Source organism: Pseudomonas sp. WAC2, from assembly GCF_030403525.1.
Lineage (GTDB): Bacteria > Pseudomonadota > Gammaproteobacteria > Pseudomonadales > Pseudomonadaceae > Chryseomonas > Chryseomonas luteola.
Window position 1 is genome coordinate 106,722 of sequence record NZ_JAUEPD010000011.1, and the last position, 23,830, is coordinate 130,551.

Genomic DNA, 23,830 nt, shown 5'->3' on the forward strand with positions numbered 1-23,830 from the left:
GTTACAGCTCTTCAGTCTCGCCCAGCTCTTGGTCAGCTCGTTTGTAACGGCGGAGTACGCGGGGGAATCATGCGGCGCGATCCGGTTGATTCGAAAGCCGCTGCAAAACGCAGCAGGGAGGAATCATCGTAGGCACGTCCGGCAAAGGTCAGGCCTACCGGCATACCGATATCGGCCATGATGCCCATGGGCACCGTTACGGTAGGTACGCCTAAGTGACGAATCGCAAGGTTGCCATTGGCGACCCAGACGCCATTGCTCCAGGCGATATCGGCCGACTCGGGATTCACGTCAGCATCGGCTGGCGCTACGTCTGCAACGGTCGGGAAGATGACGGCATCCAATCCCAACTGGGTCATCCAGTCTTCCAGATCGATCCGGCGCGTCTTTTCAAGCCCTTTCAGCCCCTCAGGTAACGTGGCGATCTTGTCCCATGGCGTGATGCCGCGCTCGGCCATGTTCACATACTCGTCCATACCGGCCGCAAGGTCACCCTCCCGGTTGGGTAAGGTGCCCGGGTCATGGGGAAAGATTTGCGGGCCATCGACGTCCACCAGACGGTTCAGTTTGGGATCCCCATTGGCCTGAAGAAAATCATCGAACGCCCAGGCCGTCAGCTCCCACAGTTCGTCATGAAGAAACTCTTTCGAGACCAGTCCACGGTTGTATACCGTTGGCGCGCCGGGACGGTCGCCTTCGCAATTGGAAACCATCGGGAAGTCAACCTCGACCACTTCGGCACCCGCGGCCTCAAGGGCTTGTCGAGCCTGCTCCCACAGTGCGATGACTGAAGGTCGGGTATGGATTCGTTGCCCAGTCGGACCGCCGATACCCGGGTTTTTACTGGTCCCTGCCTCGGGGTCTGCATTTATGTACATGCGTGGAACACCAAACCGCTTGCCAGCAAGGGCATCAGGTTTTGCGGCAAGCTCCCTATACGTGGCGGGCCGCACCGAAGAGGCGCTCGGGATTGGTACCCAGGGCTGCATCCGCCATAGATCGCCACGTGTTTCCGGGTCATCCGCCACGATCACATCCAGCACTTCCAGCAGGTCTTCCATGGTTCTGGCAAAGGGCACGACTACATCCATCGTCGGGGTCAGCGGCCAGTTCCCGCGTACCGAGATTACCCCCCGTGAGGGGGTATAGGCGCACAAACCATTATTCGAAGCAGGGCCTCGTCCGCTCGACCATGTTTCTTCTGCAAGGCCGAACGCGGCAAAGCTTGCTGCGGTAGCTGTACCTGCACCGTTGGAGGAGCCAGAGGCGAAAGGTGCGGTCAGGTAATCACCGTTATATGGACTTTCCGCGCGACCATAAACGCCGCGCTGCATACCACCATTCGCCATGGGGGGCATATTGGTCTTGCCCAGGCAGATCGCACCTGCCGCCCGCAGACGCTCGATCGTGAACGCATCGCGGTACGCCACCAGATCCTTGAAGGCAGGGCTGCCCGAGGCGGCAGTCAGCCCTTTCACCAGATAACTGTCTTTTGCCGTATAGGGGATCCCATCCAATGGACCAAGTGTTTCGCCTCGGGCGCGACGGGCATCGGATGCTTCCGCTTCCTTGAGGGCATCAGGGTTACTGACCACGACAGCATTCAGGGCCGTGGGCGTATCAAGACCATCATAGGCTTTGATCCGGGCAAGGTAGGCATGAACCAGCCCAACCGCTGTGGTACGGCCTGACTCAAGCGCCTCACGTAGCGCGGCAATGGAAACCTCGGTTACTTCAATCATGCTGCCACCACTGGATGGGTAAAGGTGATGTGAGAGTGGTAATCTAGAGGCTTGGCATTTTTCCTCTGGGTATGAGGCTCAAGAACATCATGTAGGTTAGAGTCAATTCTCATAAGGATCCTGGTCAAATAACAGATACGGCAGACGCTGGAACCAGAAGCTTCTGCTCGCACACGTGTTTGGTCGCTCTGCGCACACCGAGTGGCTGATAGGTGACAAGTGTATCAAGTCAACCGACGAGGAGCCTCCTGGTCGATAGGCGCCAGTGCAATGATCTGAAACAAGCACACCGCGTCGCCCGTTTCAAAGGTAAAAGCCTAATCTCACGCAGGACAGTTTGCAGCGACCCTGTGGCTCTGCCAGCTATAGGCGGAAGTATCGCTGGATAGCATCTATCAGCAGCTCTACAGCTTCATTGCTTTCCCTGGCCGGTGGGCGGACCAGTACCACTTCGTGGTCAGGCATGATGGGTAAGTCCTCGCGTATAACCATTCTTTCGGTTACCCGTGCACGATCCATGAGCGTAACGGCAAGCCCGGCCTCGACACAGGCCCTTATCGCCTGGCTGGAGGCACTGTCCAACACTACCCGCCATGGCCTTCCTGCCGTTGTGAGGGTGCTTATCATGGCTTCGCGGTAAGGGCAATCCGCTGCGTAAAGCGCCAGTGGTACAGGATCGTTCAACGTGGCGGGTAGCACTGCGCTTCCTACCCAGACCGGAGTCGTGGAGGTGAGTACCAGTGCGTCGGAGCCAGCCGCGCGAGGTTGGGTCAGCAATGCCAGATCAAGCTTTCCCTGTTGGAGATGATCGCGTAGCGTAAAACTCGGTGCGGTGGTTACCTCCAGCACTACATTTGGCCAGGAGGCTGTGAAAATGGGCAGGATGTCACCAATGACATGGGCGGCATATTCATCAGGCATACCCAGCTGAACACATCCAATCACGTGCGGACCATGTAACTCGCCCATGACCCTATCATGGGTTCGGAGCAGCTCGGCGGCAGACATAAGCAGTCGCTGCCCAAGCGCTGTCAGGGATACCGACTGGTTATCACGCTCAAGCAGGCGCCCTCCAGCAATGGTCTCCAGCCGCTGAATATGCACGCTGATAGCCGCAGGGCTTTTATGAAGATGCTCGGCCGCCAGCCTGAATTTTCCCATCCGAGCTACGGTATCGAAGGTTCGAAGCAGCTCGATATCAAGGGTTGCGTTCATCATTTAATATTTGTAAACCATTAAGTGATAAAGTTTTGATTTATTAGATTAGCTGGTTTTCGTAAGGTCGGGTGATGAATCAGACCACTCGAACGACCCGGCCCCTTATCAGCGCTCTCTCAGGCGTTCTAGCTCTCAGCAGAGCGCCTTTACTCCTGCTTGAAGCAATGATGGTCATTACGTGGAGTTCGGGCTTTGTGGGTGCCCGTTTTTCAATCGATTACGCACCGGCGCTGCTGGTTGTGTTCTGGCGGTGTGTAGTGGTCACGCTTTTCCTGTTGCCGTTCGTAATAAAAACGCTTCGATGTGTTCACCCCGCCGTGCTCCTGCAGCATGCGGGTATAGGTCTACTGGCCATGGCGGGTTATCTGATCGGTGTTGTCCAGGGCATTGCGCTGGGTGTTCCGACAGGTCTGGCTGCATTGCTTGCCGATCTACTGCCTATCGGTACGGCACTGCTTAGCGTTACCGTTCTGGGTCAACGGCTTTCGGGCAAGGTATGGCTGGGGCTGGCCATTGGTCTTGGCGGAGTGCTACTGGTTACCTATGACGCCCTGGCGTGGGGGGATGCGCCTTTATGGGCGTATGGGCTGCCCATATTGGGCATGCTGTCCCTCGCGGTGGCTACGTTATGGCAGAAGCATTGCAGGCTTTCTCATCCACTTGGATTGCTGCCAACAATGTGGCTGCAGTGTGCGGTATCTGCAGTGGTATTCGCTGTGCTTGCAGGCTGGCAGGGTAGCCTCTGGCCCATTCCAACGGCAGGTTTTGCATTGAGTGTCTTTTGGACCGCGGCAATTTCCACCCTTGGCGGCTATGGTCTGTATTGGGTGTGCCTGCGGCGCTCATCACCCACACGGGTAGCCAGTGTGCTCTACCTGAGCCCAGCGGTTACGCTGGTATGGGCATGGATGATGTTCGGCGAACCGCTCTCGTGGCTTATGTTGGTAGGTGCCGCTGTTTCTGCAGGAGGAATCCTGTTGGTCGTCCGAGCGGACAAAACGTAAGGCGTCCTCATGACTCGATCATGGTACGAATGCGTGTAGCCATTATGTCCATGGCGAAAGGCTTGGTCAGCACCGCCATGCCCGGCTCCATTTGCCCTTCGCTCAGCAGGCATGGACAGTCCAGTGTCGGCGGTCGGTCTGTTCTGCAGGAAACACAACGGTGGGCCATGGCAAACCTGTCGTCACCGTTGTCAGTCGACGCGTTAGCGGCTCATGCAGGTATGAGTTCCCGACATTTTGCGCGATTGTTTTCAGCTGAAATCGGTGAAACGCCTGCGGTATGGGTAGAGCGTGCGCGCATAAGCGCTGCTCGTTTGCTTTTGGAAGAGCAGGGCGATGTGCCCAAACAAGTCGCTACCAAGGTCGGCTTTGCCAGCACCGATACGTTGCGCCGAGCCTTCATGAAACACGTGGGCATTACTCCGGCCGAATACCGTAAACGCTTTCATGCATGAGAGGCATAATGCGTAAGGCATAAAGCCGCTACCGCACTACAGTTACATTCACATGCTCGGTCTGCCCGGAATCATCCAGTACGCTGATCTCGTAAGCTCCCGGCCTGGGAAACGTGTAACTCAATTGTTCCGATTGCTCTGCCACCGGTTCGCCGTTGACGAACCACCAGCGTGAACCTTCACCACCCTGCGCGGTTACGGTGATGGAAACGGGCTCGGATTGTCCGGCAGGCGCCTGTAATCGTGCACCATCACGTAGCCCGGTAATCTGTAACGGACTGGCTGCAGTGCCAAGGGTAGGCGCACAGTTCGAATCGATTGATGGCAGACGGGACGTGCGGCGCTCGCGCGCGGCCAGCCAAGGTTCGAGGGACGCAGGCCAAGCCAGGAAACGTACCGGGCGTGCGCCAGAACATGATGGCGCCACCTGCTTGCCTGCCTCATTGACCCAATAGGTCTCATCCAGCCCCTGACCCAAGGGCTGGTCAGGGGCTTGCATTGTGGGGGGCGTCTGTTTGTCCAGCGTGAAAGCCCAACGTCGGACTCGACAGTTTTCATCATCGGCCGGAAGCGGTTGCCCCCCAGGCCAACAGATGGATTCTACCCTGACGCTTGCAGGTCTGGTCTGTATGGGGGAGAGACGTCCTCGCTGAGTATCCCGATTGAGCAATATATCGTTGACCTGAAACAGCAGCGGGGCGGCTGAAGCAAGGCCAAACTGACCTGCTACCGGTGTGCCGTCAGGGCGACCGATCCACACGCCAATCACATAGCCTGGCGTAATGCCGATCGACCAAGCATCCCGAAAGCCATAGCTGGTTCCCGTCTTGTAAGCCAGCGCTGGAGGCAGTTGGGCTTCATCCAAGAGGGGATCTGAGCGGTCGGCCAGCATACGCCGAACGATCCAGGCAGCACCGGGCGACATCAACCGTCTTTCCATCACAGGCTCTTCTGGACGAAACCGCAGGCGGGCTACCTTTCCCTCGCGCGCGAAGGCGCTATAGCCGCTGACCAGGTCTTCCAGTCGCGCGCCGACACCGCCCAGTATCAATGAGAGATTGGGCTCAGCGCCTCGAGGATAAAAGAGCGGGACGCCTGCACTACGCAGTTCACCGGAAAACCGCTTGGAGCCATAGGCCTCGAGCAATTGCACCGCAGGGAGATTGAGCGACCGATGTAACGCCTCGCTTGCAGCGACAGGGCCACTGAAGCCTGAAGAGAAATTCCCGGGCCGGTAATCGCCAAAGCGTCGAGGGACATCTTGCAGCAAGGATTCCGAGTGGATCAGACCTGCGTCCAGCGCCTGGGCATACAGGAAGGGCTTGAGCGTGGAGCCGGGTGATCGTATGGCTGACACCATGTCGACATGGCCAAACCGACGATCATCCGTGATATCGACAGAGCCCAGGTATGCCTTTACCGTCATGCTCCCGGTATCAACCACAATAATTGCAGCTGAAGTGCGCTCCGGTAGACGGGCCCGCCAATCAAGGAGCAGCGATTCGAGGCGCCGTTGCAAGGCAATGTCGATGGTCGTGTGGATCGCTGGCGACTCTCCTGGCGTATTCAGCCGACGAGCCAGCAGCGGTGCCTGGTCAGGCGATTGCCGGGGCGCCAGCCACACAGGTTCTTCCATCGCCTCTTTTACCGCTTTGGCAGGCCATACCCCTTCGCTGTCCAGTCGAGCGAGCACTTTGTCTCGCGCCGCCTGTGCTCGTTCGGGAAAGCGATCCGGCCTCAAACGACTGGGCGCTTGTGGCAATACCGCAAGTAGTGCTGCTTCGGCACGAGTAAGGTTAACAGGTGACTTGCCAAGATAGGTCCAGCTGGCTGCGGCAACCCCTTCCAATGTGCCGCCGAAGGGCGCGCGGTTGAGGTACAGCGTGAGGATTTCCCGTTTGGACAGATGCCACTCAAGCTGAGCGGTCCGAAGCAGCTGGCGAAGTTTTCCGGCGAGAGTCCGCGAATGTGGCTCCAGCAAGCGGGCAACCTGCATCGATAGCGTACTACCCCCCGAGACGACCCGTCCGCTTGAGAGATTCAGCCAAGCGGCACGTGCGAGCGCAGCCGGGTTGATACCGGGGTGCTGATAGAACCAACGGTCTTCATATGCCAACAAGGCGTCGAGGTAGTAAGGCGAAACGGTATCTGGCGTAGCGGGATAGCGCCAGATACCTTGCCCATCAGCGAACCGGTAGAGCGGCTCGCCGTCTTCGGCCAGAATGACATGGGCAAGCCCATCGTCAGGTACAGGTAGTGGCCAAAGCTGGTCAGCCAGCCATAACATTGCAGCAAGCACTGAAAAAAGGCTCAGCGCGAGACGAGACCAGTACTTTGCGGCGTGCAGGCCTTTTTTCATGGCTACACAGCTCGGGAGGTCTGCCGCTTAACGCGGCAGAACAACCAGTTGATCAGGGGTAGCACCCAGCGCTTGCCAGGCAGGGCGATACATGGACTCCACCTGGGGTGGCGGCACGAGGTAGCGTCCTGGTGTAACGGCCCGCGCCAGGTATACCAGATGCGTGGTGCCATAGCCGTTGACATCTACGGCAGCAACATAACGATCATCCCGGTACTCCTGATGCTTGAGCGTACCGTTCTGCATCGCCTTTACCCATTCACGAACGTTGCTGCCGGCGTCTTCCAGGCTGGCTGCGCTTTGTGCCAGGTTCTGGTTTTCCAGCTCAAGTCCTGCCGGTAGCAGGTCGACCACCAGCGCATCGGGTACACGTTGATGAGCCCGTACGGCAAGGTGCACAAGCACAAGTTCGCCACTATGGAGTTGAGACAGGTTGACCGGACGGCCATCCATCCCCAGATAGCTGCGCTCAATGCTCAGGTTTTCGCTGGTAGGCGCCGGCGCCTGCATCCCATAACCCGTCACAGTCAGGTGTTGATACACCACTGCATCACCCGTGTTGCGTACCGAAAGCGGTGTATTGAGCTCGGCACCATCGATGTGCTGTGTCACGTCACGGTTATCGGCCAGTTCGCGCGGGGCTCCCGCCAGGGTCAATTCGACTTTCCAGGGCTGGGCCGGTTTACTCATGATCGAGCGACCCGCGAGATACAGCCAGTTTCGCTCTTGCGTCGACAACCACCGATGAGTGGACAATTCCTCCGCCAGCGCGAATAGGCGCTGGGTACGTTGGTTTGCCGCCAGGTCATTTTCTTCGAGCAGTGCCAGAATCTGCGCCTCGTCACGCAAGACACTACCGTAGTCATGGAACCAGGCCTTTGAGGCGCGAACCTGTGCAAGTCCAGCCGTCAACGCTTGCATTGCCCGATCATTATCACCCATGCGCTGCAGGGCAATGGCAAGATGGACCAAGGGCAGGCCGGACGCTGCAGCTTCACGGCGATCAAACAGGCTACGCAGTGCGCCAAGCGGTGCCTGTTTGCTGCGTGCCAGTACATAAGCCGCATAGGCCTGAACGGCAAAGCGGTCATGTGTGGTGTTTTCGCTATACCCTACATCGATCTGATTAGGGTCTTGCAGATAGCGCAGCAACCGTTGTGTTGCCTTGTTCAGAGGTTCGGTGGGTACAGCAAAGCCTCGCTCCCGAGCCCGTAGCAGGAAGTCAGTGACATACGCTGTCAGCCAGTACTCTTCTGAACTTTCTGCGCTCCAGAGACCGAAGCCGCCCGAGTATCGCTGCATTCCCAGCAGTCGATCGATTCCCACCTCGATCTTGCGGCGGCGGTCGCTCTCCTGCTCACCCTGAATGCCGAGGCGCTTGAGTGACTCGGCGTCCGCATAAAGAGAGGGGTAAAGCCCACTAGTGGTCTGTTCGAGACAGCCGTATGGGTAGGCCTCAAGTGCCTTGATATGCTCGGCCAGATTAAGCGGCGGCTGGCTGGATACTGCCAGCATGGCTTCCCGAGTTTCCGGAGCATAGGCTTCAAGCACTGATGCCGGTAAGCTCCAGGAGGGTGTGCTGCCGTCCAGCGCGACAGAGAATTGGTCACGGCGTGCCGGATAGGCCGGGCGAACACCTAGCGTCCAGTCGCGAGACAGCGACGAGCTACCCTCTGGCATAACCAGCCCCGTGATCCGCACGGTAACCTTGCCTGTTCCGTAACCCCCAAGCGCTTTTACCGGTACCTTGAGTGTTACGCGTTGCCCTTCTTTTAAGGCCAGAGGTTTGTCGACGGTTTCCTGCAAAGTCAGGCGTCCTGATACCTCGGTTTTGACCGTTAGCTGCTGAGCGCGTCCAGAAAGGTTTGTCACATCCAGGGCCAATGCCGTTTCGTCACCGCTTGCAAGAAAGCGAGGTGCAGCCAACTCAGCCACCAGAGGTGCCGCAACAGTGACCTTGCTTTCACCCGCCCCGAACCGATCTTCTGTCCAGGCCTGAGCCATGACGCGCAGCTCACCGTTGAAATCCTCGACCGGCAGGCTTACCTCGGCATTACCTTCTGCATCGAAGGTTACTGCCTGACTCTGCTCAGAGAGAATTTTCACCTTGGTAGGGGGCCTCTTGCCACCGGCCGACAGGTCCGCGTCACCACCAAAAGCCAGGGCTGCCAGGCGGCCACGGCCTGCCTCGATCAGCTGGCCATACACATCGAACTGATCGGCCGTGTAGGCCTTACGGCCAAAAAAGGCTGAGAAGGGGTCCGGGGTAGTGTATCGAGTGATGCTCAAAACACCGGTGTCCACAGCCGATACCAGAACGCGCGCCTGTTGAGGAATCGACCCATCGGCGTTGCGTGCCTGCAGGCGGACCTTTAGCGGCTGGCCTGGCTCCATGCGTTCAGGTGTATTCACCGTCAGGTTCAGGCGACGAGCCTCACGGTCCAGCGGGAGATGGAGCAGGCCTACCGCACGCTTGGGGGTAACACCTGTCTTGGCTTCACCCGGGCGTATAACCAACGCCGTGACATACAGATCATGACGAGACCAGTCTTTGGCAATGGGCACATCAAACGTCTTGCCGCCTTCTGGAACGTCGATAGGCTGCCACCAGAGCGGGCCCTCGGCGGACTCCACGAGCAGATAACCATTGCCTGTCGTAGGAGGCGTAACAGTGATATGGGCCTGATCGCCTGAGGTGTAGGCTGGGCGGTCGAGCGAAAGCTTGACCTGGTCAGGCCGTACGCTGCCGTTATCGGTGTTGTCCTGCCACCGATAGCCTGCCCAGAACCGAACACTGCTTATCAGGCCGGTCTCGGAGTCTTCTACTTCGACCCGGTAAGGACCCCATTCCACAGGAAAACTGACTTTCGCTGAGTCGTTTGCCGCAACATCAATTGTCTCTTCAGACATGGTGATTGCTTTTTCGTTGTAGCGACTACTCCAGCCTTCATCATCAGAAAAACCCCAGTAATAGTCCCTTCGTTCACGGACCAAACGGACCCGTAGCTGGCTGGCCTGTAGTTTCTTACCCTGCGCGTTGGCCATAACGATCTCAAAGCCCGCCTGGCTATCTGCATCGACCTCGCCGTCATTGAATAGAGGGCGAATTCCGGGAAGGTGTTGAGCGGGCCAGACCGGTTGGACAAGACGACGTGTCACCGGTCTGCCGCCTGATTCCTGCAGGCTGGACTGCAAAAGCAACTGCAGGGGCGAGCGTGCTTCGCTCCAACGGGTATCTTGGGAAAGAAGTCCGCGTCCTTTGGTATCCAGCGTCAGGTCATCCAGGTCAAGGTCCTGGCTGAGGTCGGCCTCGGTAATGGAGCCGAACTGATAACCCGGCAGGGTTGCCACGGCTTCGCGAAGTGGTCTGACATACAGCTGGCTGGAGAGGGTATTGCCATTCGCGGGTGCTCCGTACAGGTAGCGGCCGGTCACGCTGACTTCAAATGGTTCATCGGGAGCCAGCGGCGCGTCTTCACCCTTGAGCTCAAGCGCCATGCGCTCTGGAAGGAAATCTTCGACGGAAAACTCATACAGTTGAGACGTAGCCCCGTCTACCTGCATGACCAATTGCCAGCGGCCGGTGGGTGCTTCTTCGCCCAGTTGCAGTTCATATTGGTAAAGACCATTTGCATCAGGCTTCCAGACGAAGCGACGGCTCGTCTGGTTATCCGGGCGACGAACCTCGACCGGGACCGGGTGTGGTGGCAGCGCATGTCCGTCTCCGTCGCGTAACAGTGCGTTCAGCAGCACGGTCTCACCGGGTCGATATAGGTCACGAGGCCCGAACACGAAGAACTGTTGAGGCTGTTGCCGTGGGCCATCGATCTTGTATTCAGCCAGATCCAATGCGGGGTTATCCAGTCGCAGCAGGCTGGTTTGCCCGTCATGCTGAGCCAGTAGTACGCGTGCGTTACCGTTGACGGTAAGCTGCGCATGTCCTTGGGCATCGGTCTGGGTTTCAGCCAGAACTGCACTGTCTTTATCCAGTACCCGAATGGCAATCTTGCCCAGTGGCTGTCCGCCATTTAGAGCTTGAGTGAAGACATCGATCCGATCCCTATAGCGATGGGCCGATAAGCCGATATCGCTCAACGTCAGCAGCGTAGTCGACTGTTGATAGTCGTATTTGCCGGCCTGTTGCATCACGGCCAAATAAACGCCGCTTTCTTTGAGGGGCTCTATCCCAGTCAGGGGCAGCAGTACGGTTTCCCGGGTATTCAACTTGGGTGACAGGTTGAATCGGCCGGTATAGACCAGCTCTGCCATTGGCAGTATTTCGCTCGACTCCCAATACCCCATTGTGGCTCGATTACCCCACCTGGCAAGGAAGGCTGGCAGCGCATCGGGCTTGATGCGAAAAAAGTCGACATTGATTTTATCGACGTTCAGGGCAATGACCGGAAGCCCCTCGGCCAGTCGTGTTGGCAGGAGTGAGCCACGACTGGCGAAGCCAACGCTTGGGGTAATGTTTCGCGTGTTGAGTGAAGTGGTGTAAGGGGCATTCAGCGCGTTGCCATTGATGGCTTTGAGGCCCGCATCGATGGTCAGAGTAAGCTCACGCTTGGGCTGCAAATGGCGCAGCCGCAGCTCCATCTGGTTATCCGACAGTTCCCAGGCGCCATCAACCGGGCCGGCGGTCTTGTCTACCAGATGAAGGTACTGATGAAATGCCTGTTCGCGTTGCAAGGGGACTGAAAACGTAACCGACAATGTGCTGGCACCGTCCAGCTGAATCTCAGAGGCGTCAACCACAGTCAATGCTCGGCCAGCGTATCGCTCGGCGGTCTGGGCAATGTCCTGAGTTTTTGATACCGGTGCCGATTCGGCTGTTTTAGCATCAATAGCCGCAGATGCAGGCGATCCGGATGATTCAGGCGCGGTCTTGGATGTAGATCCCGTTGGCGCATCCTGAGAGGCGTCGCAGGCGGCAAGCAGGCACAGAATCGCGCTGAGTAATATCCCTTTGAGGCGCATGTTAGTTCCATTAACAGGTCGGGGCGCGGATCATACTCCGACTGACCGTGGCAGGAATACGGTTTACGCGCCAAGGCTTAACTATTTTTATTTTTGCTTTTAAAGGATGGTTGTTAGTTGATACGTGCCACTGTGTAAAGCATCGAGGCTACCCGGTGTGAGAGATCCTGAGGTGCTTAGGTTCTTGAGACGGCTTCTGGAAACCGGCCTCGCTGTTTAAAGAAACGAGGCCGAATGTGTAAGCCATAAGCTAGCGGTATTGTTGATATTCAGCAGCACGGCCAAGAAGATCAAACGATCAGGCCGTTATTTCGATTAGATTGCCATCGGGATCCCGGATTACCGCTTCGAAGAAGCCATCGCCCGTCCAGCGTGGCGCGGATACTAGCGCTTGCTCGCCGTCCATATGCTCAGCAAGTTTCCTGACGGCGTCTTCCGATCCCAGCGAGATGGCGATATGGGCCCAGCCTGTTAGAGGCGTGTCTGAAGAAATGGTGGCTTGGCTCAGTCTCGGATGCGTCATCAGCTCGATAGTCGGTCCGTCCTTCAGAGTGACGAAGCGAGAAATGAAGCCTTTGTTGGTCTGGCTGTGGTAAGGCTGACCGATGCGGGCGCTAAACGTCTGATGCCAGAAATCGGCGGCCCGTTCAAGATCAAGTGTCCATAGGGCAACGTGTGCAATCTTCATAGCGCCTCCTCAGTGTGTACGGTCTGTACCGAGCAGCCTGATTTTCGAAATGCCTTCAGGCGCGGCTCGACCTGGTTGTTTGTCTCAATCACCAAATGATCGATCGCCTCGCTGGGGATCACCTGATAGGGCGCCAGGGTGTCGAACTTATCGGCAGACAGGGTAATAACCGTAGCGTTGGCCGCATTCACCAGGGCGCGCTTGAGCTCCGCTTCCTCGAAGTTGAATGCCGTCACGCCCGTTTCAAAGCTGAGCGCGCAGGTCCCCATGAAGTAAATGTCTGCGTGAATAGCCTGAATTTCCCTCAGTGCTTTTGCCCCTAGGCTGCCACCAGCTTTTGAATTGAGGCGGCCCCCGATCAGGATCGTCTCTATCCCAGGCCTGCTCAGTAGCGCTTCGCCAATAGCGGGCGCGTTGGTGATGACTGTGAGGTTGGTCTGTGAAGGAAGGGCCAATGCAATTGCCCGGTTGGTTGAGCCTGCATCCAGAAAAATCGTCTGGCCTGGACCGACCAATGCTGCCGCTGCTTCGGCCAGCACCGAGAGGATAGGTGTGCTGTTTTGAATACGTTTATTTAACGGGCCGGGGTCAGGGGCAACAGACAAAGCGCCCCCATACACTCGACGGCACAGTCCCCTTTGAGCCAGCTCGCGTAGATCTCTGCGAATCGAGTCTTCAGAGACGTTCATTTCTTTTGCCAGATCCGCTGCGATGACCCGCCCTTGAGAATCCAGGCGCTGGAGAATCACGGACTGACGTTCTTGAGGAAGAATATCTTTAAGAATAGGCATGATTGTGTAATCGTTCGAGGCTTCAATCGTGTGCAAACAAGGATAAACATGCAAATAATATTTGTATACTCGTGTTTTATGCATGTTTTAGTGGTCACGGGAATCGCTTACGTACGAAAGCGTTGATAGCCACGTATCATTCAAAGCATAGTCCTGCGCAGCCGTATTCCCCTTCACCTTGAGCTGGCGCTTTATACTGGCATCAGCTTTTAATCGAACCTAAACCCAACTATCTAAAAGGACAGCTTATGAACCTTGAGCTCGAAGGCGCAAAAGTATTAGTCAGTGGCGGATCTCGTGGCATCGGTCGGGCCATTGTCGAGTGCTTCGTTGCAGAGGGTGCCCGGGTTGGCTTTTGTGCCAGAAGCGAAGCCGGTGTCTCACAGACAGAGGCAGCACTGGGTGATCAGGTATTTGGGCGCGTGGTGGATGTTACCGACTCAGATCAAGTAGCGCGCTGGGTCACTGAGTCAGCAGAGCGAATGGGCGGCCTGGACATCATCGTGCCGAATGTGAGTGCTCTTGCTGGCGGCGGAGAGCTTAGTGTCTGGAGGCAGGCATTCGAAACGGATTTGCTGGGGTCTGTAAGTTTCTTCAACGCAGCCTTGCCCTATCTAAAGATCTCCGACGCTGCTGCCGTAGTATTGATTTCTAGTGTCTCGGGCCGAGAAGTGGACATGTTTGCCGAGCCCTACGGTGTATTGAAGGCAGCCTTGATTCACTATGGAAAAACCCTTTCAGCACGACATGCTTCTGATGGAATCCGTGTAAATACCGTTTCGCCAGGCAACGTCTATTTTGAAGAGGGCGTTTGGGGCAGCATTGAGCGTGATGCTCCTGAAACATTTGCGAAGTGCCTGGCTGCCAACCCGATGGGGCGTATGGCTACGCCAGAAGAAGTAGCCAAGGCCACGGTCTTCCTGGCCAGCCGCGCTGCAAGCTTTACGACGGGTACCAACCTACTCGTGGATGGAGGTTTGACCCAGGGTGTTCAGTATTAGGAACAGAAGTAGTCAGGCCCTATAAAGCCTTAAGTAGCCTATCTGGAGCGACGTTGTACCTGTTTGATCAGTGCATTAGATTAGGTGTCGCTTCAGTAGGACATTCCAGAGGGAAGTGTTCTATTCAACCTACCGCATAATTCTTTGTCGTGGCGCTAGGTTAAGAGAGACACAAAGACACGCATTCGCATCGGTCATCATGATGTTGCGAAAAAAAGTAACCTATCAGTGTTTTGTAGGTTGACTCATGCTAACTATCGTTTTCTGCCACGACCAGCATTAACTCTGTACAGCCAGCCGATTAATCAATTTATCCAGCATGAGCTGCCTGCTTCAGGTAAACCGAAGCTAATTTATTGAAATAGCACTACTTTATTGAACAAGCGCAGCCGCGTTTTTGGACAGGAGCGGGTTTAGCGTCTAGCGTTGGTCGGGTTTATAGAAAAGCAGGAAACGAAACGTGGTTGAATTCCATACTAAAAATAACGCTAATATTTTTGCAGCCCCTCACAGGAAATCCCTAAAACGGTGGTCAATGTCCACCCTGGCGGCAGCGCTTCTGATGGCGAGTAATTATTCGCTGGCGGCTCAGCCGCAAAGTCCTCATTGGGTTGGAAGCTGGGCCGCGGCTCCGCAAGCCAACGGTGCTTCTGCCGGCTCAAAAGAGACTGTTGTCAGGGTGAACAATCAGACGATACGCCAGATCGTTCATACCTCTATTGGAGGCTATAAGTTTCGAGTTCGCTTATCCAATGCCTTGGGCAAGACTCCGCTGGTGATTGGCGAGGCTCGGGTTGCATTGAGTGCTGGTAAGAACACCATCAACCCTGATACAGACCGGCCCTTGACGTTTGGAGGAATATCCTCGACGACAATCCCGCCTGGAGCGGTGATGTACAGCGATCCTGTAGACATGCGGTTCTCTTCACAAGCCGATCTGGCTATCAGCCTTTATCTACCAGAGCAGACCGAAGCTAAAACCGTACATACGTTGGGCAAGCAGACCAACTATATTTCTACGTCCGGCAACCATACGAAAGCGCGCGCGTTACAAACAAAGTCGACCAGCACTTCATGGTACTTCCTAACGGGTGTAGATATTCTGACCCATAAGGACACCACAGCTGTTGTCGCATTTGGCGACTCGATTACAGATGGTCTCAATGCCGCGGTAGATACAAACAACCGTTGGACTGACTATCTGGCTCGCCGCCTGCTGAACCGGTCCGATATCAATACCAAGGGTGTTCTTAATCTCGGCATTAGCGGCAACCGCATCCTGCACGAGCAGGTGGGGCCAAGCGCACTGTCACGCTTCGATCGAGATGTCATCGCGCAGCCTGGCGTTACGCATCTGATATTACTCGAAGGCATCAACGACATTGGCTATTCGGATTTGCCCGGTTCTCGGGAAAAGGTAAGCGCCAAGCAGATCATTGCAGGTTACAAGCAGCTGATTGCCCGTGCGAAAACCCATGGTCTAAAGGTAATTGGTGCCACGCTTCTACCGTATGAAGGGGGCAGCTATTACACCCGGCAGGGCGAGGCCAAGCGTCAGGAAGTAAACAAGTGGATTCGTGAAAGCGGGGCCTATGATGCGGTTATCGATTTTGACAAAACCATGCGTGACCCGAAAAGACCGACCCGATTGAACCCCTTGTTCGACTCGGGCGACCATATTCACCCCAACGAGACTGGCTTCCTTGCAATGGCTAATGCCGTCAATCTGGATTGGCTCAAGTAACAGGGGTGTATAGCAAGAGGCCTTTCACAAAGGCTTCTTGCTTGCAGGCAGTTATGGAGACCTGTCATTTCCAGACCATTACTTGAAGGGAATATTAAATGCGTCATCCTTTCTGTCGATAGCTTATAGCTTCTGTTATGCCGTTATCGCTATCAATACGTTAAGTGCCTTTTAATGGTTACTCCTTGTTGTTCTGGTACTGGTTAGAGACTGGTATTCACACCTTAATTATTGAGCACTAGATGCTCTGGCAGTTTTTGCTATCTGTACGAAAAGCATGATGTAAAAGGCTGCGATCCACCATCTCGATTAGTCGTGAAAGACAGCAGGTGCGACTTTTGAGACCGGTTGACGGCTAAATTATTGGCGCTAGCTCCAAGGCAGGAGTAGGTAATTGCTTAGCATATCAAGTGTAGTGGTTAGGTGTTGCAAATAAGCGATGTAGTCGTTAAGTCAGTCTGCCATTTATTGCTACACCTGGACGATAGCCAGCAGCTGTTACTGCTCGGGTACACCCTAATGATGAATAGCTATCGTCCTGGCTTCGTTACATCTTATGAGCATTCATCAGTCGACCACGAAGAGCTTTGCTCCGCTAGCCGTGTAAGAGCGGTGTGCCTCAGCATTATCTGCGACCTGATAGCTCATGCCTGGCTTAAGAGTGAATTGACGACCATCGTCAAGCTCAGTCTGTAGTTCACCTTCAAGACAAAACAGTATGTGACCTTTCGAGCACCAATGGTCTGCTAGGTAGCCAGCACTATACTCAACCATTCGTACTCGGATGGAACCATAGGTTTGGGTACGCCAGTAAGCCGAGCCGGTTTCGCCAGGATGGGTTGTCGGCTCAATCGTAGACCAGTCAGTTGTTCCAAAAGGTATGTTGGCAATTTGCATGAGTTTTGTCTCAGCTGGTCCCAGGAAGAGGATGACGTTACAGCACCTAAGGCGAGTAATCGTAATCTAGCTAGTCCAATCAACCAATAACGAATGCTAGCCAGTTAAAGATCTGTAGTCGCTGGGGTATGCCTCAGCGACTACACGTAATGACCATGCATCACCGCCCGTTAGTTGAATGGGTATTCATCCATTTGCTGACCTGATAAGGCTGGTCTATAGATTTCTAGCTTCGTCTTTCGACTTAGCGAATCGAAATCTTTGGTCTCACAAGGAAAGTACCTCATGTTTATGCTAAAGCCTCTGGCACTAGCTGTCCTTTTCGCTATCTCGGGTACCACACTGGCTGCTAGCCACACCGCAACCCAGACACAGAATGGAAATAATAATGAAGTCACGCTCGAACAGAGCGGGGAAGGCAATACGGCAACACAGACCCAGACGGGTGATGCACATCGGTCTGCCGTTGTGCAGAGCGGGAACAATAATTCCGTAGAAACTCTTCAGGAGGGCTATGGCAGTGAGGTCAATGTTAATCAAAGCGGTAATGGGAATCTTGCCTCTGTCTATCAACATCCCGATTATATTGAGCTGCAAGCAGGCCACACTGCATCAGTAACTCAATCAGGGGACAGCAATACTGTAAAGCTTGAGCAGCAAGGAAGTTTTTACACAAATAACGCTACGCTATATCAGGAAGGAAACAACAATACCTATGATATTCATCAGGGAAGCGTATATGGTGATAACACTCTGACTGCTACTACAACGGGTAATAATAATCAGCTGACGGTTTCTCAGACTGACTACGTAACCGCGCAAGTAGAGCAGACGGGCAACAGTAACCAGATAACTCTGGGGCAGAGCTTTGGGGGAGCGGGCGGAGCAGATTCCACTATCAGTCAAAATGGCAACAATAACTTGGCTGATGTGATTAATGGTGGGGGCCGTTACGGGCAGAACAGTGTCGCCCTTTATCAAAAAGGCGATGCTAACTCGGCTTCAATTAGCCAGGGAGGTCTTAACTCCGCAAACCTCAGTCAGCAAGGCAATGGCAATAATGCAATTGTTTCGCAAGGGATAGGTGGCCAGCTTTATGGGCGTTCCGTTGGTAATAACAACGCTGTCGATATAGATCACCGTGGCGAAGGCTCAACCGTTGCATATGTTCAGGAAGGTGACAGCAACCTGCTCTCTATCGATCAGGCTGACAGTAATAATTATGCCGATGTTAACCAGTTTGGCAGCGCTAACGAGATTACTCTGTTACAAAGCGGCCATCTTACATTTGACCCAGCAGATCATTCCGCTACGGTCAGACAAAACGGTGAGGGTAACAGAGTTAGTATCAGTCAAACTCAGGAATACAACCCAGGCGGCCAAGGAAATACGACTGTTGTTACGCAAGCGGGTATGGGCAATATAGTCTCTATTACTCAACGGTAACGCATCTAAGCTGATGCCACATAAGTGGCATCAGCTTTACAGCATGTATGAGCCGCCGCTATCGGCTCAACCATAGATCTTTATCAGTTCCTCTATTTTCTAAGAACCTACCTTGTGGTTCGTTGGCAATGATTTTTTATAGGGTCATTAGGGTATACCCAGCGACTACACTTAGAACTTAGATTCTGCCGTTATAGTCTTTGGCCGCGATGGAGGTGAAGGAGCCATTGAATCAAGGCAGTATAGGCCTTTATGTATGAGCAACGCATAAGGGGCTACCAGCGCACCAGGGCTTGGCGCTTCTTTCAGAAGTGGTCTATAGCTTTCTAGCTATGTCTCGTACTTAGCTAACTCCCTATGGCCTCACAAGGAAAGTTGTCATGTTCAAGCTCAAACCTCTCGCCTTTATCGTTCTGGTTTCACTAGGTGGTACTGCAGTCGCAGCTAATAATAGTGCTACGCAATTACAGGATGGAAACAACAACGAGGTAACACTCGATCAGCGTGGTGAGAACAATAAAGCTACTCAGAATCAGACGGGCGACAATAACCGATCAGCTGTCCTTCAGGACGGTAACGCAAACGTTGCCGAGACCATTCAGCAAGGGTTTAACAATTCCATAGACCTCAGCCAGACCGGTAGCGGTAATACGGCCTCTGTCTATCAACAGGGTGGGGAGTATGACGATCAAAGTGCTACTGTCACGCAGCTCGGCGAAGCGAATACACTAACGTTAAGCCAGGACAGTTATCATCACGCCACGCTATATCAGGAAGGTAATAACAACACATATAACATTGAGCAACGCGATGCTCTTACAGGCGGTAACCTGGAAGCGCGTACGGTTGGTAACAATAACCAGCTGACTGTTCAGCAGGGCTCAGCAGTAGATGCCCAGCTCTTTCAAACGGGCGACGACAATATACTTGTTGTCAATCAAGGCGGGGGTTACATGCCCGGGTCGGTCCATGTCTCTCAGGACGGCAATCAGAATGTTGCTACTGTTAACCAGGGAGGCACTAGTGGAGATGCGGCTGGATTTACATCACTGTCGCAAGAGGGCCATGCCAACACAGCGACAATTAATCATAGTGGTGGATCAAGCAGCACAGGCTTCTCCCAACAGGGCAACAATAATAAGCTGAGCATTTACCAGGAGACTCGTGCTGGCAGGGCTAATGGTTATTCCATTGGTAATGACAACATAGTAGATATAGCTCAGTCTGGTGATAGCTCTAGGACTGACCTAGCACAAGAAGGGGACAGTAACTTAGCTAAGATCAGTCAGAATGGCATCTATAACACTAGCAGCATTACTCAAATTGGCTCCTCAAACCAAGCCTCAGTTTCGCAGCATTGGCCTACAGACGCGTTTATAGCAAATAACTTAGCTACTGTTACGCAAAACGGTACAGGTAATATTGCTTCTGTTATTCAGCAGTAACACACGAAGGCTGATGTCACTCATGTGGCATCAGCCTTATAAATTGCCACTCTAGTTGTAAGCATAATCATTTGATAGGCTTTTTGTTTCCTCGACGCTTACTCCTGATGCCTTATTCATAATAATTTTTCCAGAGTAAACAATAAGATATACCTATAAGAACAGCAACCTATCTACAGATCAAGGATAGTTCTAAGCAATCATTAGAAACGGCTAGGCTATCTTTGTCGTTACGCTGTTCAATAAACGATTTTAGGTTTTTTGCTCTTCTCTAATATCTAGAGCTTAATCATTCATAAAGATAGCAGTGGACGACTCCATCGGCTTCAACCCAAATGGCTCCTACGGGGGCAGATGCAGCGGAGTCAGGTTTGTTAAGACCCATGAGAGCCGATTCTTTAAAGGCAAGGAGCGAGATTTCAATACAGGCGAGATCCTGGATGACAAGCTCTTTATCAACGGAACGTTTGCAGGTGGCGATAGACCTGGTGCTCCTCCCGTCATCAAGAGGTGCCGATGTCATGTCTTCCTTAGCCCTGTCTGCTTCTTCGTGCAGCTATCGGCATGAATGAACTGACCGCTGATTTCCCTATCGATAGTTAAAGGCCTGACAAGCAACGTTCTAAAGGTCAGCCAAGTACACCGGGTTGATTAATGCAATGCCTAAATCCAGGCGCATTACTTGGCTCATCTCTGCACAAGTGCGAGTCTTGATGAAACAAGAGCTAAATTTTCAGACATTATTCGAAGCGCTTCCGCACCTTGTACTGGTCCTGTCTAGAGGTCCGGAGTTCATCATGCTGGCTGCTAACGAAGGGCGGCTGCGGGGAACCAATACGCGGCGTGAGGACTGCATAGGGCGGTCGGTATTTGAGGTATTCGGAAGAAATCCCGAAGAGCGGACAGAATTTGGTGCAGGCGTATTACGCGCCTCGCTAGAGCGTGTGGTACAGACCCGAGCGCCTGATCGCATGGCAATCACCAAGTATGATATTCCTCGGCCAGCAGCGCAGGGTGGGGGCTTTGAAGTACGCTACTGGAGTCCGCTTAATACGCCTGTGCTGGATGAAAAGGGCGAGGTCATCTACATCATCCATCAGACCGAGGATGTGACGGAGCAGGTTGTCGAACAACAACGCTCCAATTCAAACCTCAAGGTTGTTGATGAGCGTTTTCGTGCTGCCCTGCTGGCATCTGAAGCCGGTATCTTTGACTGGTATATCGATGAAGACAGGCTCTACTTTGATAGCGCGCTGCAACAGCTGTTCAAACTGCCGGATACCCTTACCCATAATGCTATAGAGCGCTTTCTAGGCTATGTACATCCAGAGGACCAGGCGCAGGTACGCCTATCCTTTGCTCAATGTATGCAAGGTGGCAATTTTACAGTTGAGTTTCGGCTACAGCGTAACCAGGACGAAAGATGGTTGGTCTGTAAAGGTAATGTTTTCAGGGATGCCGCAGGCAATCCATCGTATGTAACAGGTACGTGCGTGGATATTAGTGCTCGAAAGCACGCTGAGAACGCCTTGCGTGAGCTCAATGAAACACTGGAAGCGCGTGTTGCCTCCGAGGTAGCCGAGCGTACCCGTGTGGAAGAAACACTCCATCAGGCCCAAAAAATGGAAGCAGTGGGGCAACTCACCGGCGGTATTGCCCATGACTTCAATAATCTGCTCACAGGGATCATTGGTAGCCTGGAGCTGATGCAACGGCGCCACAGTGCCGGCAGTTCGAAGGATGATGAGCGCTATATAAACGCAGCCGTAACCTCGGCCCAACGGGCGGCAGCGCTCACTCAGCGCCTTCTGGCTTTTTCTCGGCGTCAGACACTGGATCTTAAGGCGATTGACGTCAACCAGCTGGTAGCCTCGTTAGAGGACCTGCTTAATCGTACGACTGGGGAAAATATCAAGGTCGTAACAGCGCTAAGCGCAGGCCTTCCTCTGGCCTGTATGGATGCCAATCAACTCGAGAGCGCCTTGATTAACCTCGTGATCAATGCACGGGATGCTATGCCGCACGGCGGCACTATCACCATTTCGACTGCCGCTTTCGACGTAGAGAGTGACCAGGAGGCCAGATGGGCTGAGCTCAAGGAGGGCCAATACATACAGTTGACGGTAACGGATACCGGTATGGGAATGGCGCCTGATGTGTTAGCTAAGGTCTTCGAGCCCTTTTACACCACCAAACCTATCGGTCAAGGGACAGGGCTAGGGTTGTCCATGGTGTATGGCTATCTGAAACAGGCCAAAGGGTCTGTTCAGATTCTCTCTAAGCCTGGAAATGGAGCCAGTGTTCACTTGTATATGCCCTGCCATAAAGGTGACGCAAATACGTTGCCGGCAGAGAAAAACAGGGTGGCACCGTTAGGAAGTGGTGAGATCGTACTGGTCGTTGAAGATGAGGCAGTGGTTCGCTCGCTCATCGTAGAGGTACTGGATGAGTTAGGCTATCGGGCGCTTCAAGCTGCAGATGCTCAAGAGGCTATCCCTCTTTTAGAAAGCCATCAGCGCATTGATCTGATGATTTCTGATGTAGGGCTACCAGGCATGAATGGACGTCAGCTTGCTGACTTTGCTCGCCTAAGCCGACCGAACCTGAAGGTTCTCTTTGCGACCGGTTATGCGGAAGGCTCCAATGTGAGCGGTTATCTTGCACCCAACATGGAAATTATTACCAAGCCTTTTGCAATCGAAGCACTTGCCAGCAAAATCAAGGAAATTTTGAAGGCCCCATAAGCTGACACTGACCAAAAGATGGCTTGGCAGTTTGTACATCGCTGCCCATAACGTTAAGCAGGCTTTGGCTCTCATGCGACCAGCTCTATACAGAGTCGTTTTGCTATCTTTACCCCATCTGGTCATGGCCGAAAAAGCCTGAGTCCAGTACCCGCTCACGTAGCGGCTGTAGCCGCTTCTCCGATTCGTCTGCCTGATAGCGGCACTGCGCAGCCTCATCGTGCGAGCCTGCGCGGTCTGCAAGCTCGGCCATTTGCCTGAGCAGGACGATGCGTTCTTCAACCGCACGCAAGGTGTCCCAGAGCCCGTTATCAATGGCCTCGTTAACCTCAGCAATGAGTGTTTTCATCGAAAAGGCGTGTCCGGTATGACATCGAAACCTGATAATAGAACCTTCTTCGATCTGTACCAGGACGCCATGACACTCGGGACAAGTATATTTTGATACTGCACCCAGGGACATTACACCCGCTTCGAGGCCGTTGCCCTTGAGTTCAATCAGCTTCTCAATCACGTGTCCTTCCCTGGCGGGACGGGCATGCTGCCTATCTATCTGCGTGCCCACAGCCCTAACTATCTGCTGAGCCAGTGCCTCGATAGGGCCTATGAAATCAACCTTCACATGCTTTATGGCGCTTTCAGGCATTGATTCGTGCATCGCCTCGGATGGATCCTGTACCAAAGCCAAGCCCTCTCTGTCTTTAATCGCCCAGAGACCTGCGGTTCCATCGTCAAGCGCCCCTGTAAGAATGACACCGATTACACGTGCACCATGACTGACCGCGGCTGAGCGAAATAGAACGTCTATCGCTGGGCGTACCCGGCATTCCTTCGGGCCTCGTGTAACACGTAGCCCTTCTTCTTCAAGCATCAGGTGACGATCTGACGTAGCCACATAGACGCTCCCAGCTTCGAGCGGCTGACTGTCATCGGCAGGCACAACCCGCATCTGTGTCACGCGAGAAAGAACCTCGGGTAGCACGCTGGGTGCATAAGCGGGTATATGAAGAACTACCAGGAACGCGGCAGGAAGGACAGGAGGAAGACTCTAGAATAGTGTGGTCAATGCCTGGACCCCTCCAGCGGAGGCCCCAATCACTACGATGTTACGTATATCGGCATCCAATTTCATCGGCCTTATTCCTTGCTGGGACATAAGGGTTAGGACCAGAGAGTTGGCCTGCCGTGCGCAACAACCTAAGCCTTGCTCATTTTACGAACACTCAACTCAGCGAGCATGCACATCGGATTTCGGCCAAATAGCTCAGATACAAGCCCAGCCTCTTCTTCCATCTCAGATCCTGATAACGGCTTGCGAG

At 54.0% G+C, this 23,830-nt stretch carries 15 protein-coding genes; 7 read left to right on the plus strand and 8 right to left on the minus strand.

Going from position 1 to position 23,830, the window contains the following annotated elements:
• Positions 1–32: 32 nt before the first annotated feature.
• Both QWJ10_RS21195 and QWJ10_RS21200 read right to left on the minus strand, forming a co-directional pair.
• On the minus strand, positions 33–1,742 hold the full coding sequence (locus QWJ10_RS21195) for an amidase (RefSeq protein WP_289929593.1): 1,710 nt from the start codon (positions 1,740–1,742) through the stop codon (positions 33–35).
• A 363-nt stretch (positions 1,743–2,105) separates the two neighbouring features.
• Positions 2,106–2,957, minus strand: a complete 852-nt coding sequence (locus tag QWJ10_RS21200) for a LysR substrate-binding domain-containing protein (protein ID WP_150346293.1) — start codon at positions 2,955–2,957, stop codon at positions 2,106–2,108.
• A 155-nt stretch (positions 2,958–3,112) separates the two neighbouring features.
• Between QWJ10_RS21200 and QWJ10_RS21205 the strand changes: the two genes are divergently transcribed.
• Both QWJ10_RS21205 and QWJ10_RS21210 read left to right on the plus strand, forming a co-directional pair.
• Complete coding sequence (locus QWJ10_RS21205) at positions 3,113–3,964, plus strand: DMT family transporter (protein ID WP_354669636.1); 852 nt, start codon at positions 3,113–3,115, stop codon at positions 3,962–3,964.
• Positions 3,965–3,984: 20 nt separating this feature from the next.
• Positions 3,985–4,419, plus strand: a complete 435-nt coding sequence (locus QWJ10_RS21210; protein WP_289929594.1) for a helix-turn-helix domain-containing protein — start codon at positions 3,985–3,987, stop codon at positions 4,417–4,419.
• A 28-nt stretch (positions 4,420–4,447) separates the two neighbouring features.
• Here the strand turns inward: QWJ10_RS21210 and pbpC are convergent, their stop codons facing one another.
• From pbpC to QWJ10_RS21230, 4 genes are all read right to left on the minus strand, one after another.
• Complete coding sequence (pbpC, locus tag QWJ10_RS21215) at positions 4,448–6,778, minus strand: peptidoglycan glycosyltransferase PbpC (RefSeq protein WP_289929595.1); 2,331 nt, start codon at positions 6,776–6,778, stop codon at positions 4,448–4,450.
• 27 nt (positions 6,779–6,805) lie between these two features.
• Complete coding sequence (locus tag QWJ10_RS21220; RefSeq protein ID WP_289929596.1) at positions 6,806–11,755, minus strand: alpha-2-macroglobulin; 4,950 nt, start codon at positions 11,753–11,755, stop codon at positions 6,806–6,808.
• A gap of 298 nt (positions 11,756–12,053) precedes the next feature.
• Positions 12,054–12,443, minus strand: a complete 390-nt coding sequence (locus QWJ10_RS21225; protein ID WP_289929597.1) for a VOC family protein — start codon at positions 12,441–12,443, stop codon at positions 12,054–12,056.
• On the minus strand, positions 12,440–13,234 hold the full coding sequence (locus QWJ10_RS21230; RefSeq protein WP_289929598.1) for a DeoR/GlpR family DNA-binding transcription regulator: 795 nt from the start codon (positions 13,232–13,234) through the stop codon (positions 12,440–12,442). Before QWJ10_RS21230 ends, QWJ10_RS21225 begins: the two co-directional genes overlap by 4 nt.
• Positions 13,235–13,482: 248 nt before the next feature.
• Here QWJ10_RS21230 and QWJ10_RS21235 point away from each other — a divergent pair, with 248 nt between their 5' ends.
• Entirely contained in the window at positions 13,483–14,235 is a 753-nt protein-coding gene (locus QWJ10_RS21235; RefSeq protein WP_122043989.1) for an SDR family oxidoreductase, read from the plus strand.
• A 535-nt stretch (positions 14,236–14,770) separates the two neighbouring features.
• Positions 14,771–15,979 (plus strand): SGNH/GDSL hydrolase family protein, encoded by a 1,209-nt coding sequence (locus tag QWJ10_RS21240; RefSeq protein ID WP_289929599.1) that lies wholly within the window; start codon positions 14,771–14,773, stop codon positions 15,977–15,979.
• Positions 15,980–16,546: 567 nt separating this feature from the next.
• Here the strand turns inward: QWJ10_RS21240 and QWJ10_RS21245 are convergent.
• On the minus strand, positions 16,547–16,876 hold the full coding sequence (locus QWJ10_RS21245; RefSeq protein ID WP_019364622.1) for a DHCW motif cupin fold protein: 330 nt from the start codon (positions 16,874–16,876) through the stop codon (positions 16,547–16,549).
• A gap of 285 nt (positions 16,877–17,161) precedes the next feature.
• On the opposite strand from QWJ10_RS21245, the gene QWJ10_RS21250 reads away from it, so the two are divergent.
• From QWJ10_RS21250 to QWJ10_RS21260, 3 genes are all read left to right on the plus strand, one after another.
• On the plus strand, positions 17,162–18,322 hold the full coding sequence (locus tag QWJ10_RS21250) for a hypothetical protein (RefSeq protein ID WP_289929600.1): 1,161 nt from the start codon (positions 17,162–17,164) through the stop codon (positions 18,320–18,322).
• 380 nt (positions 18,323–18,702) lie between these two features.
• The gene (locus tag QWJ10_RS21255; protein WP_289929601.1) at positions 18,703–19,767 is read left to right on the plus strand and encodes a hypothetical protein; all 1,065 of its coding nucleotides are present in this window, start codon (positions 18,703–18,705) and stop codon (positions 19,765–19,767) included.
• Between the two features lie 713 nt (positions 19,768–20,480).
• Positions 20,481–22,511: a hybrid sensor histidine kinase/response regulator gene (locus QWJ10_RS21260; protein WP_289929602.1), complete on the plus strand. Its 2,031-nt coding sequence runs from the start codon at positions 20,481–20,483 to the stop codon at positions 22,509–22,511.
• A 109-nt stretch (positions 22,512–22,620) separates the two neighbouring features.
• Here QWJ10_RS21260 and QWJ10_RS21265 read toward each other — a convergent pair whose 3' ends face one another.
• Positions 22,621–23,529: a chemotaxis protein CheB gene (locus QWJ10_RS21265; protein ID WP_354669637.1), complete on the minus strand. Its 909-nt coding sequence runs from the start codon at positions 23,527–23,529 to the stop codon at positions 22,621–22,623.
• Positions 23,530–23,830: the final 301 nt, after the last annotated feature.

Excerpts from the sequence above, each read along its gene's own strand:
- QWJ10_RS21195 (WP_289929593.1), bottom strand. The coding sequence starts at position 1,742 with ATGATTGAAGTAACCGAGGTTTCCATTGCCGCGCTACGTGAGGCGCTT.
- QWJ10_RS21200 (WP_150346293.1), bottom strand. The coding sequence starts at position 2,957 with ATGAACGCAACCCTTGATATCGAGCTGCTTCGAACCTTCGATACCGTA.
- QWJ10_RS21210 (WP_289929594.1), top strand. The coding sequence starts at position 3,985 with ATGGTACGAATGCGTGTAGCCATTATGTCCATGGCGAAAGGCTTGGTC.
- pbpC (WP_289929595.1), bottom strand. The coding sequence starts at position 6,778 with ATGAAAAAAGGCCTGCACGCCGCAAAGTACTGGTCTCGTCTCGCGCTG.
- QWJ10_RS21220 (WP_289929596.1), bottom strand. The coding sequence starts at position 11,755 with ATGCGCCTCAAAGGGATATTACTCAGCGCGATTCTGTGCCTGCTTGCC.
- QWJ10_RS21225 (WP_289929597.1), bottom strand. The coding sequence starts at position 12,443 with ATGAAGATTGCACACGTTGCCCTATGGACACTTGATCTTGAACGGGCC.
- QWJ10_RS21230 (WP_289929598.1), bottom strand. The coding sequence starts at position 13,234 with ATGCCTATTCTTAAAGATATTCTTCCTCAAGAACGTCAGTCCGTGATT.
- QWJ10_RS21235 (WP_122043989.1), top strand. The coding sequence starts at position 13,483 with ATGAACCTTGAGCTCGAAGGCGCAAAAGTATTAGTCAGTGGCGGATCT.
- QWJ10_RS21240 (WP_289929599.1), top strand. The coding sequence starts at position 14,771 with ATGTCCACCCTGGCGGCAGCGCTTCTGATGGCGAGTAATTATTCGCTG.
- QWJ10_RS21245 (WP_019364622.1), bottom strand. The coding sequence starts at position 16,876 with ATGCAAATTGCCAACATACCTTTTGGAACAACTGACTGGTCTACGATT.
- QWJ10_RS21250 (WP_289929600.1), top strand. The coding sequence starts at position 17,162 with ATGTTTATGCTAAAGCCTCTGGCACTAGCTGTCCTTTTCGCTATCTCG.
- QWJ10_RS21255 (WP_289929601.1), top strand. The coding sequence starts at position 18,703 with ATGTTCAAGCTCAAACCTCTCGCCTTTATCGTTCTGGTTTCACTAGGT.
- QWJ10_RS21260 (WP_289929602.1), top strand. The coding sequence starts at position 20,481 with ATGAAACAAGAGCTAAATTTTCAGACATTATTCGAAGCGCTTCCGCAC.